Origin of the sequence: Acrocarpospora phusangensis, assembly GCF_016862995.1 — a bacterium.
Lineage (GTDB): Bacteria > Actinomycetota > Actinomycetes > Streptosporangiales > Streptosporangiaceae > Acrocarpospora > Acrocarpospora phusangensis.
In genome coordinates, this window is the sequence record NZ_BOOA01000081.1 from 1 (window position 1) to 18612 (window position 18612).

The 18612-nt window shown below is 70.3% G+C and carries 14 protein-coding genes; 11 read left to right on the forward strand and 3 right to left on the reverse strand.

Annotated features, from left to right (window positions below; translation table 11 throughout):
• The 4 genes from Aph01nite_RS33435 to Aph01nite_RS33450 form a co-directional block, all read left to right on the forward strand.
• On the forward strand, positions 1 to 724 hold a 724-nt coding region (locus Aph01nite_RS33435), incomplete at its 5' end, for an ABC transporter ATP-binding protein (RefSeq protein WP_204045044.1).
• Positions 721 to 1569 (forward strand): ABC transporter permease, encoded by an 849-nt coding sequence (locus tag Aph01nite_RS33440; RefSeq protein ID WP_204045045.1) that lies wholly within the window; start codon positions 721 to 723, stop codon positions 1567 to 1569. The genes Aph01nite_RS33435 and Aph01nite_RS33440, both read left to right, overlap by 4 nt.
• Positions 1570 to 2067: 498 nt before the next feature.
• Positions 2068 to 3411 (forward strand): cytochrome P450, encoded by a 1344-nt coding sequence (locus Aph01nite_RS33445; protein WP_204045046.1) that lies wholly within the window; start codon positions 2068 to 2070, stop codon positions 3409 to 3411.
• Between the two features lie 155 nt (positions 3412 to 3566).
• Entirely contained in the window at positions 3567 to 4706 is a 1140-nt protein-coding gene (locus Aph01nite_RS33450; RefSeq protein WP_204045047.1) for a terpene synthase family protein, read from the forward strand.
• Between the two features lie 6 nt (positions 4707 to 4712).
• On the opposite strand, the gene Aph01nite_RS33455 is transcribed toward Aph01nite_RS33450, so the two are convergent.
• Complete coding sequence (locus Aph01nite_RS33455) at positions 4713 to 4880, reverse strand: hypothetical protein (protein WP_204045048.1); 168 nt, start codon at positions 4878 to 4880, stop codon at positions 4713 to 4715.
• A 278-nt stretch (positions 4881 to 5158) separates the two neighbouring features.
• On the opposite strand from Aph01nite_RS33455, the gene Aph01nite_RS33460 reads away from it, so the two are divergent.
• The 3 genes from Aph01nite_RS33460 to Aph01nite_RS33470 all read left to right on the forward strand — a co-directional run bounded on the left by Aph01nite_RS33460 (position 5159) and on the right by Aph01nite_RS33470 (position 9458).
• On the forward strand, positions 5159 to 6730 hold the full coding sequence (locus tag Aph01nite_RS33460; RefSeq protein WP_239162176.1) for an ATP-binding protein: 1572 nt from the start codon (positions 5159 to 5161) through the stop codon (positions 6728 to 6730).
• A 716-nt stretch (positions 6731 to 7446) separates the two neighbouring features.
• Complete coding sequence (locus tag Aph01nite_RS33465; protein ID WP_204045049.1) at positions 7447 to 8352, forward strand: proteasome assembly chaperone family protein; 906 nt, start codon at positions 7447 to 7449, stop codon at positions 8350 to 8352.
• Positions 8353 to 8402: 50 nt separating this feature from the next.
• A complete protein-coding gene (locus Aph01nite_RS33470) occupies positions 8403 to 9458 on the forward strand; it encodes a Gfo/Idh/MocA family protein (protein ID WP_204045050.1) in 1056 nt (351 codons plus the stop codon).
• Here Aph01nite_RS33470 and Aph01nite_RS33475 read toward each other — a convergent pair.
• The gene (locus tag Aph01nite_RS33475) at positions 9435 to 10226 is read right to left on the reverse strand and encodes a tyrosine-protein phosphatase (RefSeq protein WP_204045051.1); all 792 of its coding nucleotides are present in this window, start codon (positions 10224 to 10226) and stop codon (positions 9435 to 9437) included. The genes Aph01nite_RS33470 and Aph01nite_RS33475 overlap by 24 nt on opposite strands.
• Positions 10227 to 10365: 139 nt before the next feature.
• Between Aph01nite_RS33475 and Aph01nite_RS33480 the strand changes: the two genes are divergently transcribed.
• A complete protein-coding gene (locus tag Aph01nite_RS33480) occupies positions 10366 to 11235 on the forward strand; it encodes a hypothetical protein (protein ID WP_204045052.1) in 870 nt (289 codons plus the stop codon).
• Between the two features lie 82 nt (positions 11236 to 11317).
• On the opposite strand, the gene Aph01nite_RS33485 is transcribed toward Aph01nite_RS33480, so the two are convergent.
• Complete coding sequence (locus tag Aph01nite_RS33485) at positions 11318 to 13882, reverse strand: ATP-binding protein (RefSeq protein WP_204045053.1); 2565 nt, start codon at positions 13880 to 13882, stop codon at positions 11318 to 11320.
• A 214-nt stretch (positions 13883 to 14096) separates the two neighbouring features.
• On the opposite strand from Aph01nite_RS33485, the gene Aph01nite_RS33490 reads away from it, so the two are divergent.
• The 3 genes from Aph01nite_RS33490 to Aph01nite_RS42305 all read left to right on the forward strand — a co-directional run bounded on the left by Aph01nite_RS33490 (position 14097) and on the right by Aph01nite_RS42305 (position 18607).
• A complete protein-coding gene (locus Aph01nite_RS33490) occupies positions 14097 to 15251 on the forward strand; it encodes an SGNH/GDSL hydrolase family protein (RefSeq protein WP_204045054.1) in 1155 nt (384 codons plus the stop codon).
• A gap of 64 nt (positions 15252 to 15315) precedes the next feature.
• Positions 15316 to 16845, forward strand: a complete 1530-nt coding sequence (locus Aph01nite_RS33495; protein ID WP_204045055.1) for a choice-of-anchor I family protein — start codon at positions 15316 to 15318, stop codon at positions 16843 to 16845.
• Between the two features lie 82 nt (positions 16846 to 16927).
• Positions 16928 to 18607, forward strand: a complete 1680-nt coding sequence (locus tag Aph01nite_RS42305; RefSeq protein WP_204045056.1) for a serine/threonine protein kinase — start codon at positions 16928 to 16930, stop codon at positions 18605 to 18607.
• The last annotated feature ends 5 nt before the right edge of the window (positions 18608 to 18612 follow it).

Consider the following 18612-nt stretch of genomic DNA (forward strand, 5'->3'; position numbering starts at 1 on the left):
GTTGCAGATCACCGGCCTGGCCAAGCGGTACCGCAACGGCGAGAAGGCCGTGGACGACCTGTCGTTCCGGGTGGACCGCGGCCAGGTGCTCGGCCTGCTGGGCCCGAACGGCGCGGGCAAGACCACCACCATGCGCATGCTCATGGGCCTCATCCACCCGGACGAGGGCGAAATCAAGATCTTCGGGAGCAAGGTCGTGCCGGGCGCGCCGGTACTCTCCCGGCTGGGCTCGTTCGTGGAGGGCCCCGGCTTCCTGCCGCACCTGTCCGGACGGGACAACCTGGAGCTCTACTGGCGTGCCACCGGCCGCCCGCCCGCCGACGCGCACCTGGACGAGGCCCTGGAGATCGCCGGTCTCGGCGACGCGGTGGAACGCGCGGTGCGCACCTACTCCCAGGGCATGCGGCAGCGGCTCGCCATCGCGCAGGCCATGCTCGGCCTGCCGGACCTGCTCGTCCTGGACGAACCCACCAACGGCCTCGACCCGCCCCAGATCGCCGAGATGCGCAAGGTCCTGCGCGCGTACGCGGCCAAGGGGCGGACCGTGATCGTCTCCAGCCACCTGCTCGGCGAGGTCGAGCAGACCTGCAGTCACGTCGTCGTCATGCACCGCGGCCGGCTGATCTCCAACGGCCCGGTGGCCGAACTCCTCAGCCGGGGCCACCTCAACGGCAGCACCCGCCTGGAGGACGTCTTCCTCGACCTGATCGGAGAGAACGCATGAGCACCGGAGCGCTCGGTTACGCCCCGGGGCACACGCTGCCGCTCCGGGTGGAGATCATCCGGCAGTTCAAGCGGCGCCGCACCCTGGTCATGTTCGGGCTGCTGATGGCGCTGCCGTGGATCCTGGTGATCGCCTTCCAGTTCGGGCCCGGGAACAACAACAACCAGAACAGCCTGCGCCTGTCGGATCTGGCGACGGCGGGCGGGCTCAACTTCGCGGCGTTCGCGCTGTCGGTCTCGGCCAGCTTCCTGCTGGTGGTCGCGGTGGCGCTGTTCTGCGGGGACACGGTGGCCAGCGAGGCCAACTGGTCGTCGCTGCGCTACCTGCTGGCCGCGCCCATCCCCCGCGACCGGCTGCTGCGGCAGAAGCTGATCGTCGCGCTCGGCTACTCGGCCGCGGCCGTGACGGTGGTCCCGGTGATGGCGCTGCTGGCCGGGACGATCGTGTTCGGCTGGAACGACATCACCGTGCCCGGCACCGGCGAGATCATCCCCGCCGCCGACGTGCTGCCCAAGTTCGCCGTCGTCATCGGGTACGCGATGGTCAGCAACCTGGTCGTGGCCGCGGTGGCGTTCCTGCTGTCGGTGAGCACCGACTCGCCGCTGGGCGCGGTGGGCGGCGCGGTCGGCCTGGTGATCGTCAGCACCATCCTGCAGGCCGTGGAGGCACTGGGCGGGCTGCGCGAGTTCCTGCCCACGTTCTGGAACACCGCCTGGCTGGACGCGTTGGCCCCGGTGCCCGATTACAGCGGAATGATCAAAGGCGTGGCGGTGGCGCTGACGTACGCGGTCATCCTGATCGCGTTCGCGTTTCGGCGATTCCGCCGTAAGGACGTCGTGTCCTGATATTTCCGGCCGTGCCGAATCACATCACGACAAATGGCTACACAGCCAATCATCGCGACTGTCAGTGATGAACAATGACATTAGCGACTGAATGGGCACGGTATATCACATGCGATTTCAGATGCGTAGCATCTGTCCGACTCCGGCCGTCAGGACTCATTGACAGAACAACCATTTCATGTCGGAATGAATGGGACTTATTTCCTGAAGGGGTACCAGCGGGCATGCCGATCAGCATGCGCTCGCTAATCGGGGGCGCGTCTCCGGCGTGGCCATTGGCCGCACTGGTCGTACGGGTCGATTCAGCCAGATCAGCCAGATCAGTCAGGACCGCCCGAACAGGACTTCCTCAACAGGACTTCCTGCACGGCACTGCTGAACGGCACTGCTGAACGGCCGGATCTGCTAGATCATCCGGATCCATCGACTCACACGATCCAGTCGGACCCGACGAACGAGTCGGACGACCCTGCCGAGCCGACACAAGGGAACGCGCCAATGCCTCAGCTGACTCAGCTAACGCCTGCCGCGCCCGGCGGACTCCCCCTGCTCGGGCATATTCCGTCCCTGGTGAGACACCGCCTGGCTTTCATGGAGGAGATGCGCGACCACGGCGGGGTCGTCCGTGTCCGGCTCGGCCGTACCCCCGCGTACGTGATCAGCGACGCGCGGATCGCCCGCGAGGTGGTGAGCGACGGCGGGACCACGTTCGCCCGCGGCCGGTTCTTCCGCAAACTGCGCCCGCTGCTGGGCGACGGGCTCGGCACCTCCGACGGTCCTTTCCACATGCGGCAGCGGCGCATGGTGCAGCCCGCCTTCCACCACTCCCGCCCGGGGTACGACATCGAGACCATGCGCGCCGTGATCGAGGCGCGGACGAGTTGGTGGCAGCCGGGCATGACGCTGGACATCGCCAAGGAGATGGACCGGCTCGGGGTGGCGCTGATCACCAAGACGCTCTTCTCCTCCGACACCGCCGCCGGCGAGGTCCAGGACGTGCAGGAGTCCATCGCCGACTTCATGGTGGGCGTCGGCATCCGCACGGTGGTCCCCAGCGACCTGCTGGAACGGCTGCCGATCCCGGCGAACCGGCGCTTCAACGCGGCCAGGGACCGCCTGGAGCGCGCCATCACCAAGGTCATCGCCGACTACCGGGCCGACCAGCGCGACCACCACGACATCCTGTCCATGCTGCTCGCCGCCCGGGACGCGGAGGGCCTGCCGATGACGGACCAGCAGCTGCGCGACGAGGTGCTCTCCCTGGTGGTCGCGGGCGGTGACACCACCGGCCACGTGCTCGGCTGGATCTTCCACGAGCTCGGTCAGCACCCGGAGGTGGAACGGCGGCTCCACGACGAGCTGGACCAGGTCCTGGCCGGCCGTACGGTGACGGCGGACGATCTGCCGAAGCTCGGCTACGCGGAGCAGGTGGTCAACGAGACGCTGCGGCGGCGCAGCCCCGGCTGGCTGGTGATGCGCCGCACCACCAGGGCCCTGGAGCTGGGCGGCGTGCCCATCCCGGCGGACGCGGAGCTGCTGGTGAGCCCGTCGGCACTGCTCAGGGACCCGGCCGTCTACCCGGACCCGATGCGGTTCGACCCCGACCGGTGGGCTCCCGACCGGGTTGGGAGCATGCCCAGGGACCTGTTCCTGCCGTTCGGCGCGGGCACCAGGAAGTGCGCGGGCGAGCCGCTGGCGCGGATCTCGATGGCGCTGGTGCTGGCCACGCTGCCCACCCGGTTCCGGCTGCGTCCGGTGCCGGGCCACCAGGTCAGGGAGCTGGCGCTGGGGACGATGTCCGCCGACAAGATCCCCATGACGCTGGAGCCCCGGGACACCTGACGCCCCGCCCCAATCCGGAACGGAAATAAGCCGATAAATCCGGATTTTTCATTACAAGTTATTCGCCGCCCCGCATGCGCGTTTTCGCATTGCCTCTCGACCTCCCGCCCCACTCCAACTCTCGGCCTCCCGCCCCTCGTCCAAAAGGAACCGCCGTGAACTCGATCCCCGTCTCCCAGATGGATGTGCCCTCCTTCTACTGCCCCTTCCCGTACGCGATCTCCCCGGAGGCCGCCGAGATAGATCGGCGCACCGTGCAGTGGATGGATGATTTCGGCTTGCACAGAAGCCGTACGCAGCGTGACTACCTGGCCACGCAGAAGGTCGGTTACTTCGCCTCGCTCACCATGCCGCACGGCTCGGGCGAGGGCCTGCAGATCGCCAGCGACCAGCTCTTCTGGCTGTTCACCTTCGACGACATGTACTGCGACGAGCGCGAGGACGAGTCGTCGCTGGACGAGCTGGTCCAGCTGCTGGGCAAGCTGGCCCGCATCCTGGAGGCCCCGACCGCCCGGATGCTCCCCGGCAACCCGTGGGCGGAGGGCCTGCGCGACCTGCGCCGCCGCCTCGACCTCTACGCCACCCCGGTGCAGACCGCCCGCTGGGTGGAGGAGATGAGGAAGTACCTGTTCGGCCTGATCTGGGAGGCCGTCAACCGCTCCGCCAACCGCATCCCCCGGGTCAACGACTACGTGGCCATGTGGCTGAACGTCACCGCCACCGCCCCCAGCCTGATGTTCATCGACATCAGCGCCGGCTACGAGGTCTCCGCCGAGGAGATGTCCACCCCCCGGGTGCGCGCCCTCACCGAGATGGCCAACGCCCTGGTCGGCTGGGACAACGACATCATCTCCTTCAACAAGGAGGCCTTCCGCAAGGAACGGTACGGCTACGCCGAGCTCCAGAACCTGGTCAGCGTGCTGGCCCACCAGAACGACTGCTCGATCACGGACGCGCTGACCACCGCGGTGGCCATGCGGGACCGGGTGATGTCGCTGTTCCTGCGCCTCAGCGACGACGTCAAGACCGACGCCGGCTCCGAGCTCACCCGCTACGTCCACGGCCTCGGCGAATGGGTCCGCGGCTACCTGGAATGGAGCATGATCACCGACCGGTACGGCGACCCGCGCAACCCGGACGACGAGCTCACGGCGGAACGCATCAGCATGCCCCGCACCTGGAAGGACGAGCCCCTGGACGCCAGCCTCGACCCGCTCCCGGTCACCGCCATCACCTGGTGGTGGGACCAGCTCGAGGAGCCGGCCCCGGAGAGCCACGAGAACCGGGAGAACTGAGCCCGGTCAGCCCCAGTGGGGCGGGCGGTCCTCGATCAACCGGGCGTCGTCGTCATCGCCCCGCCACTCGCCCCACCCGTGGTCGGTGTCATCGGCGGTCTGATCGGGCAGCACCGGCAGACCGTCGTCGAAGAGGTCCACCGGACGCATGTCATCCGGCTGCTGCTCTGTCATGCGGCCAATAATATCGACTCTCCTCCGGGTTAATTCCCCCGGGGGAGAAACGTCATGACCGGTCAACCGAACATCTATCCCCGCGCAAGGTACGATGCGGGAACAGGAAAGTGCCCGGATGGGCGAGTAATTGCATAGGTACAGGTGCAGGCCGGACGCAACAACCCCCGTGAGGCGGCATGGCAACGCCAGCAGGATGGCGGCGAGAGGGCAATCTTCCCGCGGAACTCACCAGTTTCGTCGGGAGAAACAGGCTCCTGACCACCATCAGACAACGTTTGCAGAACTCGCGGCTGGTCACGGTGACCGGTATCGGCGGGGTCGGCAAGTCACGCACCGCGCTCCGGATCGCCCATCTGGTCCGCCAGCAGTTCAAGGACGGGATCTGGTATGTCGATCTCGCCCGCCTGCAGGACCCGAACATGGTGCACCACACCATCAGCACCGCCTTCGGCATCGCCGACCAGTCCGCCAGGGAGAGCACCGACACGCTCGGCGACTGGCTCTCGGAGCGCGAGCTGCTGCTGGTCCTGGACACCTGCGAGCACCTGGTCGAAGCCTGCGCCCAGCTCGCGCAGGACCTGCTGGCCCGGGCGCCCAAGCTGCGCATCATCGCGACCAGCAGGCGCTCGCTCAACACCCAGGGCGAGTCCACGGTGGCCATCCCGCCGCTGATCGTGCCCGGCGACGACCCGGCGGAGAGCCCGTACCACAACGAGGCGGTGGAGCTGTTCCGGCAGCGGGCCTCGGCCGTGGTGCCGGACTTCGTGGTGGACGAGAGCAACGTCAACAGCGTCGCCCAGCTGTGCGTGCGGCTGGACGGCATCCCGCTGGCCATCGAACTGGCCGCGGTCCGGCTGCGGGCGCTCTCGGTGGACCAGATCCTGGCCCTGCTGACCGACCGGTTCAGCCTGCTGGCGGGCGCGAGCAGGACCGCGCTGCCGCGCCACCAGACGCTGCGCGCCGCGATCGGCTGGAGCCACGAGCTGTGCGAACCGGCCGAACGGCTGCTCTGGGCCCGGCTGGCGGTCTTCGCGGGCGACTTCGAACTGGACGCGGCCCGCTACGTGTGCGCGGGCGACAGCCTGGCCGCCGACCGCATCCTGGAAGTGATCACCGGCCTGGTGGACAAGTCGGTGCTGCTCAGCTACAGCACGGTCTCCGGCCAGCGGTACCGGCTGATCGACACGCTCCGCCAGTACGGCGAGGACTGGCTGGACAAGCTCGGCGAGACCAACCGGCTCAAGCAGCGGCACCGGGACTACTACCTCCAGTTGGCCGAGCGCGGCGAGCACGCCTGGTCGGGTCCGCGGCAGGTGCACTGGTTCGTCCGGATGCGCCAGGAGCACGACAACATCCGGGTGGCGGTGGACTACTGCCTGGCCGACGCGGGCAACGTGCGGATCGGCCTGGAGCTGCTGTCCTCGCTCTGGTTCATGTGGGTGGCCTGCGGTTTCGTCCGGGAGGGCCGCCACTATCTGGAGCGCGCGGTCGCCCAGTCCACCGCGCCGAGCAAGGAACGATGCAAGGCGCTGTGGGTGCTCTCCTACGTGCGCAGCGCCCAGGGCGACATCCCGGGCGCGATGGAGGCCGCCGAGCGGTGCAGCACCGACGCCGTCCAGGTGGGCGACTCCACGGCGGTGATCCTGGCCACCAAGATGCAGGGCACGGCGGCGTTCCTGGGCGGCGACCTGAAGAGGCGACCGCGCTGCTGGGCGTGGCCATCGAGTTCCATCGCGGCGGCCGGGAGCTCAACCCCGGCCTGCTGCCCGCGATCGGCGAACTGGCCCTGGTGCTCACCGCGCAGCAGGACTTCTTCGAGGCGGAGACACTGCTGCAGGACTGCCTGAAGGTCTGCAACGAACGCGGCGAGCTGTGGCTGCGCTCGTACGCGCGCTGGATCCTGTCGATCGTCCAGCTCAACACCAACCGCACGGAGGACGCCGTGGTCAGCGCCAGGGAGGCGCTGCGGATCAAGCGGCACTTCCACGACGTGCCGGGCGTGCTGCTGGTGCTGGAGACGATCGCCCGCCTGTCGGTGGCCGAGGGCCGGGTGGAGCAGGCGGCCTACCTGCTCGGCGCGTCCGAGATGAACTGGAAGACCTTCGGGCTGCCGCAGATGGGCTCCCCGTTCCTCTCCCAGGAGTACGAGACGTCGGTCAAGGAGTGCGTGAAGGTGCTCGGCCGGGAACGGTACCGGGAGCTCCACGCCGAGGGCGCCAAGCTGAGCCTGGAGGACACCATCGCGACGGCGCTGGACGAGATGGAGCTGCCGGAGGAGAGCCCGGAGGGCTGATCCCGCCCCGTCGTCCACCCCGTCGCCCACCCTGTCGTCCACGCCGCCCCCGTCGGGCTCGCGCGAAACCTGGACCGTTGCAGCGCCGCCGTGGTAGGACGCGAGCATGCGTGACTCGCGGCGCTCGTGGCCGGTGTCCCGGCGAAGGCTTCCAGAGCCGGATCCGGCTACATGAGTCAGATCGCCCAGCGATAGGGTCCCCGAAACCGCCCGGAATCGTTTGGGCGAGTCGTAGGTTCAGGGAGTAGGACCTGAAGAGAGGCTGACATCGTGTTCGACCCGACGGATCTCTACCGGCTCGACGGAGACGTCCCCGAGCTGACCGATCCGGTGCTGCTCTACCATTTCGAGGGCTTCGTGGACGCCGGGGCGGCCGGACGGCTCGCCCTGGGGCATCTGCTCGCCGAACTGGAGCACCGGGTCGTCGCGACCTTTGACATCGACCGGCTGCTGGACTACCGCTCGCGGCGGCCGATGATGGTGTTCGACACCGACCGCTGGGTCGAGGCGGACATGCCGGAACTGGCGGTCTACCTGGTGCACGACGTCACCGGCACCCCGTTCCTGATCATGACTGGACCGGAGCCGGACCGGGAGTGGGAGCTGTTCACCGAGGCGGTGGGCATGCTGGCGACCCGGTTGAAGATCGGCAAGATGGTGACGGCGCACGGCATCCCGATGGGCGTGCCGCACACCCGCCCGCTCGGCCTGACCGCGCACGGCAGCCGCCCCGACCTGATCAACGGCCAGACCAGCCCGTTCGGCCGGGTGCAGGTGCCGGGCAGCGCGGCCGCGCTGCTGGAGTTCCGGCTCGGCGGCAAGGGCCACGACGCGGTGGGTTACGCGGTGCACGTGCCGCACTACCTGGCCCAGGCCGAATACCCGCAGGCCGCGGTGGCGGCGCTGGAGGCGATCACCCGGGGCACCGGCCTGGTGTTCCCGATGGAGTCGCTGCGCGAGGCGGCCGGCAAGACCACGGCCGAGATCGAGGAGCAGATCCAGGCCTCGGCGGAGCTGTCCGGCGCGATCGAAGGCCTGGAGCAGCAGTACGACGCGTTCCAGACGGGCGCCGACAAGGAGAACCTGATGGCCGAGTCGACGCCGATGCCCACCGGCGACGAACTGGCCGCCCAGTTCGAGGCGTTTCTGGCGGAACGCGACGACCGGGAGATCTGACGCGGACCCGGGTCGCCATGCTGAACAGCCGTGCTCACTAATCTATGGGCATGAATGACATCAAGGTCGGCTTGGCCGGATTCGGACCCGCGGGCAGCTTCTTCCACGCCCCGCTGATCGCGGCGACGCCGGGCCTGCGCCTGGCCGCCGTGGTGACCCGCGACCCCGCCAAGGCCGAGGCGGCGCGGGCCACGGGCGCGGACGTGGTGGAGTCCGCCGAGGAGCTGTGGGACCGGTCCGACCTGATCGTGATCGCGTCGCCGAACCGTACCCATGTGCCGCTGGCGACGGCCGCCCTGGAGGCGGGACTGCCGGTCGTGGTGGACAAACCGCTCGCGGGTACCGCGGCCGAGGCCGACGGGCTGATCCGGCTGGCCCGGGAGCAGGATCTGCCGCTGACCGTGTTCCAGAACCGGCGCTGGGACGGCGACTTCCTCACCATCCAGCGGCTGCGCGGCGAGCTGGGCGAGATCCGCAGGTTCGAGTCCCGGTTCGAGCGGTGGCGGCCGGTGCCGAAGGGCGGCTGGCGGGAGCGCGGCGGCCCCGGCGAGATCGGCGGCCTCCTCTACGACCTGGGCAGCCACCTCGTCGACCAGGCCCTGCAGCTGCTCGGCCCGGTGACCGGCGTGTACGCGGAGAGCGACATCCGCCGGGACGGCGTGGACGCCGACGACGACGTGTTCGTGGCGCTCGACCACGCCAACGGGGGCCGGTCGCATCTGTGGATGAGCGCGGTCGCCGGCCAGCTGGGGCCGAGGTTCCGGGTGGTGGGCTCGGAGCGTACGTACGTGCGGTGGGGGCTGGACGGGCAGGAGGACCGGCTGCGCGCCGGGGAGCGGCCGGATTCGCCCGGATTCGGCGAGGAGCCCGAGGAGCGGTGGGGCACCCTGGGCGTCGAGGGCGACCTGCGGCGGGTGCGGACGGAGCCGGGGGCGTACCTGGACTTCTACCGGGGTGTGGTGGCGATGGTGCGGGAGAAGGCCGCTCCGCCGGTGGACCCCGCCGGGGTGGTGGCGGCCCTGGCCGTGCTGGAGGCCGCCAGGGTGGCGGCCTCCGAGCGGCGGGTCGTGTCAGTCCCGGCGTCAGTCGCGCAGCCGGGCGCGTAACGCGGTGGTGTCGGCGGCGGTCCAGCCGTACCGGTCGAGCCAGGCCTGGGGGCCGCCGAAGCGGTCCTCCAGGGTGGTCAGGAAGCGGTCCATGTACTCCGGCCGGGGCAGGTGGTGGTCGGCCGGCTTGGAGTCCAGGTCCACCCGGTAGGTGTCGCTGGCCCGCAGCCGCTCCAGGATGGCCGCGATGCGCTCGCCGGTGACGGCGTAGTCGGCCACGATGGCCTCGCGGGTGACGCCGGCCACGGACAGCGCCATCGCGACGACCACGCCGGTCCTGTCCTTGCCCGCCGCGCAGTGGACCAGGGCCATGCCGTCGTCGTGGGCCAGCGCGCGCATCGCGGCGATGACGGAGTCGGGCCGGTCCCGCAGGTAGCCGTAGTAGTACCCGGTGACCTGAAGCTCCTCGTCGTAGCGAGGGGCGTTCGCCCACGGCAGCGCCCGCTCGTCGATCGTGTCGGCGCTGGCGTCGGTGAATCTGCCGCCCTCGGTGAAGAGGGTGTGGTGATGAAATCCGATTTCCGGCATCTCGGCCAGTGGCCCGGGGCCTTCGAGCCGTACCTCGGTGCTGGATCTGAGGTCCACCACGTGCCGGAGTTTGAGGGTGCCGACCAGTAAGTCGACGTCGGCGGGGGTCAGGCCCTGCAGGTTGTCGGACCGCAGAATGCGGCCGAAGCGGGTGGTGCCGCCGTCGGTGGTCGGCAGCCCGCCGAGATCACGGACATTGACCGCGCCTTCCAGAACTATCCATCGCTCATGTTCGTTCATCGCTTATGAGCCTATCTGTCGGGATAAGAAGGCGGAGTGGCGGCAGAATGAATGTCTCCTAGTTCTTTCGCAATCCTTGCGATCAACTCATATTTCGCTCAGGCGGTGGAAGTACAGAACATCATCCCCAGGAGGTCTCGTGGCCGACCCACCCCAACTCGCCGTCGACCCCAGCCTGCCCTTCCCGGTCTCCGTGCTGCTGCGCACGCACCGGCCACTGCTCCTGGAGGTGCGCCGGGGGCGCCTCCCCGTCAGGACCGGCCTGGATCGGTCCGCGAAGATCTTCCTCGGTGCGGTCGGGCTGCTGGCGCTGCTGTTCGGGGGCATGCTCGCGCTGATGACGCTGCTGGGACTGCTCGGCGTCTGCGCGGGCTTCTACTGGCTGGCCGGCGACCCGCTGGAACGCGAGATCGAGCGCAAGTTCCGTGTCGTGCACGCCCATGCCGACCGGTTCGTGCTGCCGGAGGACCTGGACGAGCAGTGCGGGAGCCTGCTCGCCAGAACCCAGCAGGCCGTCGCGGCGGTGCTGTCGTCCACCGTGCATCGGGAGGGTTTGCTGGACACGATCGACAACGACCGGACCCTGCCGGACGAAGCCTGGCAGATCGCCCGCCGCCTGACCGATCTGTCCGCCCGCCGTACGGCTCACGCGCGGATCGTGGGCCAGGATCCGCACCCGCTCATCGCGGCGGCCGTCCGCCCGTACGACCTGGCCATCGAGACCGTCACCGCCTCGCTGACCGCCCGGGTGGCGGCCCTGGAGGCGTACGCGGCGCAGGCCGTCGAGGCGGACCGGTGCTTCGAGGCCCGGCGCAAGCTGGCCGAACTGGAGGAGCTGACCCCGGAGTACGAGCGGCTGCTGGCCGAGACCGCGCCGGACGCGCTCGCGGTGTCGCAGATCGCCCGGATGTCCACCCACGCCGTGGCCGTCGAGCAGGTGTTCCTGGCCAGCATCGCCGAGGCGAGAAAGGCCGGCACCCACCTGCTCAGCGTCCCGGCGGCCTACTAATGGGAAAGTTGCTAAATGGACTGCCACTACGGTCCTGACCAGGCACGACGGTGGAGTGGCAGTCTGATGAGCAGGTTTCCCGTTAGTAACGGGGTGACTCGGCGCGCTCCAGCACTTCGCGGGCGTGCCGGGCCCCCGCCTCGTTGCCCAGGCTGAGGTAGATGTCCAGGGCCTGCCGGGCGGGCTCGCGGGCCTCTTCCCTGCGGTCGGCGCGCAGCAGGATCTCGGCCTCGGTACGGAGGCTGCGCGCCTGCCACCACCGGTCCCCCAGCGCCTCGAAGTCGCCGACGGCCCGGCGCAGCGCCCCCACCGCCTCCGGCACCCGGCCCAGCCGCTCCAGCGCCCGCCCCTCGGAGATCTCCGCCCGGGCCACGCCCCAGGAGTCGCCGAGCCTGGCCAGCATCTCCTTGGCGTCGCGGACGTTGGCGTACTCGGTGAGGCCGTTGCGCGGGTCGCCGATCTCCCCGGCGGCGCGCAGGCTGCGGGCCTGCTCCCACTCCTCGTGCCGGTCCTGGAACGCTTTGACCGCGAACCTGAGCGCGTTCCCGGCCAGGATGTACTGCCGTTCCGCCGCCAGCTCGTCGCCCGCGGCGTCCAGGGCGCGCGCCTTGGCGGCCAGCACCTCGCCGAGGGCGCGCTGGGTCTGGGCCTCGGAGTAGCGGTTGGCGTCCGCCTCGAAGGTGGCCAGGGACTGCTCCAGCAGGGCCGCGGCCTCGCCGTGGCCGCCCTGGGCGAGCAGGAGCTCGGCCAGGTTGCGCTGGGTGCGGGCGGTCCACCAGCGGTCGCCCTCCTCCTTGAAGGCGGCGACGGCCCCGACCAGATGGCCCCGGCCGAGGTCCAGGTGACCGCTGTTGAACAGGCTCATGCCGATGGCGCGCATGGCGCGGGCCGCCCACCAGCTCTCCCCCGCCTCGGTCAGCAGTTCCAGGGCGTGACGCGCGTCGTCGATGGCCTCGTCCGGGCGGCCGAGACCGCCGGCCACCGCCGAGCGCTCCAGCAGGGCGATGCCCTGCGCGCGCGGGTCGCCCAGCCGCTCCGCCGCCTCGCAGGCGATGCCGGCCACCTCCTCCCAGTCCGACCAGTACGCCCGCAGCGAGTGGCACAGCGAGCAGAAGGCCCGGCCCATGCCCCAGGCCAGCTCCCACATGCCCTCGTTCCTGGCCTGGTGGATGGCGGCCAGCAGGGCCAGCCGCTCGGAGGTGAACCAGGCGGCGGAGGTGATCTCGCGGCGGGTCTGCTCGCCGTCCAGGCGGGGCCAGGTGATCTCGATGGGGGTGATCGTGTCGGGGGCGCTCCGGCGCGGCGCCCGGGAGGTCCAGTCCTGCGGCCAGCGGGCGGTGGCGGCGGCTTCGGCGCGGCGGCGGAAGCCGTACAGGACGCGTTCGATGGCGGCGCGGCGCTGGGCGGGGTCGAGACGCTGCTCGCGGGCGAACAGGCGGACCAGGTCGTGCAGGCGGTAGCGCATGCCGCCGGTGGTGTCGTGCCCGGTGCATTCGGCCAGCTGGCTGGTGACCAGCATCTCCAGCTGGTCGGCGCCGTCGGTCTCGGAGGTGTCCAGCAGGTCGCCGGCCACCCACTCCGGCACGTCGGGGGCGGTCAGCTGGGACAGCAGCCGGAGCAGGCGGCGCTGCAGGTCGGTGCACTCCTCGTAGCTCAGCTGGAGGCTGGCCCGTACGCTCCCGTCCAGCTGGCGGCCGATCTCCAGCTGGTCCAGGCGGCGGCGTTCGTCCTCCAGGCGGTGGGCCAGGTCGCGCAGGGACCAGTGGCCGCGGGTGGCGAGCCGGCCGCCGCAGATGCTGATGGCCAGCGGGAGGCGGTCGCACAGGCGGACGATCGTCTGGGCGGACTCCAGGTCGGCCACGACCCGGTCGCCGCCGGCCAGCCGGGCCAGCAGCTCGACACCCTGGGCCTCGGTGAAGACGTGCAGCTGGGTGTCGTACGTGTTGCGCAGCAGCAGCGGCTTGCGGGAGGTGACGACGACCGCGCACCGGGGCTCGGTCGGGATCAGGTCCTTCACCTGATCCCCATCCTGCGCGTTGTCCAGAAATATCAGGAGACGGCGGTCCTTGGTCCAGGTCCACCAGAGCTTCTGCAGCTCGCGCAGCCCACCGGGGTCCGTGGTGAGGCGTACGCCGAGGGAGCGCAGGAAGCCGACCAGCACGTCCTCCGGGCGGACCAGGTCGTCGCCGGCGCGCAGGTCGAAGTAGAGCTGCCCGTCGGGGAAGTCGTCGATGACGTCGTGCGCGAACCGGCTGGCCAGGGCCGACTTGCCCACGCCGCCCTGGCCGTAGATGGAGACCACGAACGGGGAGTCGCCGGTCCGGTCGCGGAACCGCTCGCGCAGGTCGGCCAGGGCCTCGCCGCGGCCGGTGAAGTGCGCGATGACCGGCGGCAGCTCGGCTGCGACCGGGCCGTCCGGCCCTGCCACCTGACGGCGTTTGGACGGCGTCGCGGTGGCCCAGGCCAGCACCCCGGCCAGCATCGCGGCGGTGCCGGTGACGCCGAGGCTCACCGCCACCGGCAGGTCCCAGATGTTGGTGGCGGCGGCCAGCGCGCTGCCCACCGCGGCCACCACCCCGATCGCGGCCGGCGCGGCCAGTGCCCGCCGGCCGGGGGGATGCTCGTCGGACGGAGGCGGTACGGACATCCGTGTCCTCGGGGTGTCATCGGGGGTGTCAGGGGGCCGGAGGGTGTCGCGGGTCTCACGAGTCCCGGCACTGAGGATTCAAGCATGTCTGAGGGTTAAGCAGCTGAATGACACCGTTCCAGATGACAAATGGCCGTAATGTATCCCATCGCGACTCACTCTCACCTGGCGTTCGGAGGCAATGGTGCGACCGGTCCACCGGTTGGTCCTGGCGGTGTTGGTCCTGGCTGCGTGCCTGGCGCCCGCCCTTCCCGCACGGGCGGACCCGGGGCACCTGGTCGGGACCTGGACCGCCGCGAGCGACCGGCTGCCGACCGCGCTCGGCGACCAGACCATCCGCATGGTGGTGCGCACCAGCGTCGGCGGCAACGGCCTGCGCATCCGCCTGTCCAACGTCTTCGGCGCCACCTCGGTCACCTTCCAGAGCGTCTACCTGGGATTACAGGCGTACGGCGCGGAGCTGCAGCACAAGACCAACCGGCCGGTCACCTTCAACGGCAGGAAGTCGGTCAAGCTCAGGCCGGGACAGGCCGTGTGGAGCGATCCGGTGGTGAAGCGGATCTCGCCGCGCCAGGACGTGGTGGTCAGCATGTACGTGCCCGGCTACCTGCCGCAGGTGACCGGCCACGACCGGGCCTACGCGACGACGTTCCTCTCCGATCCGGGCGACCACGCCCGGCAGGAGGCGTCCGACATGTTCACCTACACCAGCACGCAGTGGTACTTCCTCGACCGGGTCGCGGTGACCACGGCCAGGACGGTGCGCTCGGTGGTCGCGCTGGGGGACTCGCTGACCGACGGCGCGGGCCAGGAGCTGGACGCCAACCGGCGGTGGACCGACTACCTGACCCACCGGGTCTCGGCGGTGGCCGCCGCCAAGCGGGTGTCGGTGCTCAACGCGGGCATATCCGGGAACCGGGTGCTGCGCACGGGGGTGGGACCGAGTGTGCTCAGCCGGTTCCGCCGGGACGTGCTCTCCCAGCCGGGCGTGCGGACGGTCGTCGTGTTCTGCGGCATCAACGACATCTCCAAGGGTGAGCTCACCTCGGCGAAGCCGCTGATCGAGGCGTACAAGAAGATGATCAAGGAGGCGCGCGCCAGGAAGCTGCGCATCCTGGGCGGCACGCTGACGCCGTTCGCCGGCTACCAGAGCTGGACGCCCGAGCGGGAGGCGATCCGGCAGCAGGTGAACCGCTGGATCAGGACCAGCGGGGCGTTCGACGCGGTGCTCGACTTCGACAAGGCGCTGCGCGACCCGCACGCGCCGGACCAGCTGCGCGCGGCCTACGATCACGGCGACCACCTGCACCTGAGCGACGCCGGCCGGCGTAAGGTGGCGTACACGATCCCGCTGAAGCGGATCCTCTGACGGTTCACCTCATGGTCATCCGCGCTTCAGTAACGCGTCACGACATTTCGCGACGATGCAGGCCATGCGTATTTTCGCCGCCACCACTGGGCTGATCCTTTCCACCACGCTGCTGACCGTGCCCGCACAGGCCACGGGCAACGGCATTGAAATCACCTTCCTCGGCCGTTTCGCCACCGGCGCCGTCGGCGCCGGCGCGTCCGAGATCACCGCGTACGACCCGGCCACCCGCCGTGTCTTCGTGGTCAACGCCCAGGACGGCACCGTGGACGTGCTCGACATCCGGGACCCGCGGCACCCCAAGAAGGTGGCCACCCTGGCCACCCCCGGCGCGAACAGCGTGGCCGTGAAGAACGGCGTCGTGGCCGTGGCGCAGCAGGCCGCCGTGAAGACCGACCCCGGCACCGTGAGCTTCTTCACGGCGAGCGGGCGCAAGCTGCGTGACGCCCGGGTGGGCGCGCTGCCCGACATGCTGACCTTCACCCCGGACGGGGACACGGTCGTGGTGGCCAACGAGGGCGAGCCGTCCTCGTACTGCGCCGACGGGGTGGACCCCGAGGGCTCGGTGAGCATCGTGGACGTCAAGCGCGGCACGGTGAAGACGGCCAGCTTCCGGGCCTTCAACGGCAAGGAGGACAAGCTGCGCGCCAAGGGCGTACGGATCTACGGGCCGAAGGCGACCGCCGCGCAGGACTTCGAGCCCGAGTACATCGCCACCGACGACCGCGGCCGGACCGCCTGGGTGTCCCTCCAGGAGAACAACGCGATCGCGATCGTGGACCTGAAGCACGCCAAGGTCAAGGAGATCGTCCCGCTCGGGCTGAAGGACCACGGCAGGCCCGGCGCCGGGATCGACGCCTCGGACAAGGACTCCAAGATCGACATCAGGCCGCGGCCGGTGCTGGGCATGTACCAGCCGGACGCGCTGGCCTCCTTCGAGAGCAGGGGCCGCACCTACCTGGTGGCCGCCAACGAGGGCGACGCCCGCGACTACGACTGCTTCGCCGAGGAGGTCAGGGTCAAGGACCTCACCCTGGCCCACCCGGACGCCGACACCCTCAAGAAGGACGCCGAGCTCGGCCGCCTCAACGTGACCACCACCTCGCCCAGGAACGCCGCCGGCGCCACCACCGCGCTGCACGCCTTCGGCGCCCGGTCGATCTCGGTCAGGTCCGCCTCCGGCGCGCTGGTGTGGGACTCGGGCGACCAGCTGGAGAAGCTGATCGCGCGGAAGCTGCCGGCCGAGTTCAACGCCGACCAGGAGAACGCCACCTTCGACAGCCGCAGCGACAACAAGGGCCCGGAGCCGGAGGGCGTCGCGGTCGGCACGGTCAAGGGCCGGACGTACGCGTTCGCGGGGCTTGAGCGGGTCGGCGGGATCGTCGCGTACGACCTGAGCGACCCGAGCCGGCCGAGCCTGGCCGGATACGCCAACAGCCGCGACTTCACCGGCAGCGTGGCGGCGGGCACCGCCGGGGACGTCGGCCCCGAGGGCGTGCTGTTCGTCCCGGCCGCGCAGAGCCCGACCTTCAAGCCGCTGCTGGTGGTCGGCCACGAGATCAGCGGCACCACGGCCATCTACGAGCTGCGCTGACCCGCGGGGTGACGTTCGGTGAACCTGCCTGTCGTCGCGGGCAGGTTCACTTATCCGTACGGATCCGAATACGGTATGACGCATGGTCGCACCCCTGACCCCCGAAGACCCCCAGACTCTGGGTGAGTACACGCTGTCCGGGCGGCTCGGGGAGGGCGGCCAGGGCATCGTCTACCTGGGCGAATCGCCGGACGGGTCGCGGGTCGCGGTCAAAGTGCTGAAAGGCGGCTTCGACCCGGCGGTGCGGCAGCGGCTGGCCCGCGAGCTCACCGCCATGCGCGGGGTCGCCTCCTTCTGCACGGCGCGTGTGATCACCGCCGAGGTGGAGGGCCGCGAACCCTACGTGGTGAGCGAGTTCATCGACGGCCCCTCCCTGCACGACCGGGTCACCGCTAGCGGCCCGTTACGCGGCGGCGAACTGGAACGCCTCGCGGTCGGTACGGCGACCGCCCTCACCGCCATCCACGGCGCCGGGATCGTGCACCGCGACTTCAAACCCGGCAACGTACTGCTGGGCCCCGACGGTCCCCGAGTGGTGGATTTCGGCATCGCGCGCCAGAGCGAGAGCGCCACCATCACCGCCGGCCCGATCGGGACCCCCGCCTACCTCTCGCCCGAACAGATCGCCGGCCAGCCCGCCGCGCCCGCTTCCGACGTGTTCGCCTGGGGCGCGACCATGGTCTTCGCGGCCACCGGCCGTCCCGCGTTCGGCGCGGACAGCGTCGCCGCGGTCCTGCACCGGATCATGACGCTCACCCCCGACCTCGGCGGCGTCCCCGAACCCCTCCAGTCCACGGTACGGCGCTGCCTCGACAAGGACCCCGCCGCCCGCCCCACCTCCCGCGACCTGCTCCTCACCCTCGTCGGCTCCACCCCCGACCCCCTGACCACGGGCGCCGCCGCCGCGTCCCACCCTTCGCCTCCCCCGCACAGCTACCCGCCCACTCCGGCCCCGCAGTCCTGGCCCGGACAACAGCCCGCCCCCGGCTCCTGGCCCGGGCAGAACCCGATGGTCGCTTCGCAGCCGGGACAGAACCCCGCCTACGGTTCCCTGCCGGGGTCCGCTCCGAACTCCTGGCCCGGGCAGAACCAATCAGGCGCCCAGCCGTGGGGAACGCACCCCGGACAGGAGTGGCGGCAACAACCGCACGCCACTTCTCCGGCCGGATCCGGCGGAAGCGGCAATCGGGGCAGGATCATCGCGCTGGTGGCCGCCCTCGTCGCGATTCTCGGCACCGCAGTCATCGTGGTCCCCCGCCTCATCGGCGGCCCCGAAGGCTCCAACTCCAGCACGTCCTCCACCACCGACCCCTCGGAAGAACCGACGGAAGACCAGTCCTCCGAGGAACCGACGGAGGAGTCCACCGAGCCCACCGAAGAGTCCACGGACGAAGCCACGGAAGAACCGACCGACGACTCCACCACCGAACCCGCGACGGACGACCCCGTCATCCCCGACGCCTACGCCGGCACCTGGGCCGGCCACATCGTCCCGGAACCCCAGGGCATCATGAGCGAACACGACATCCGCATCGAACTCCCCTCCGGCGAACCCACCGGCCAGTGGTACGAGGACGGCTGCACCGGCACCCTGACCGTCGAAAAGGCCGAATCCGAATCCCTGCAGCTCCGCCTCCACGACAGCGGCGCCTGCGTCCCCGGCACGGTCATCCTCACCCCCAAGGACGACCAACTCGCCTACCAGTGGAACGACGCCGCCGGCCTGGTCACCTACACCGGCGACCTCACCAAAGAAGACTGACCCGA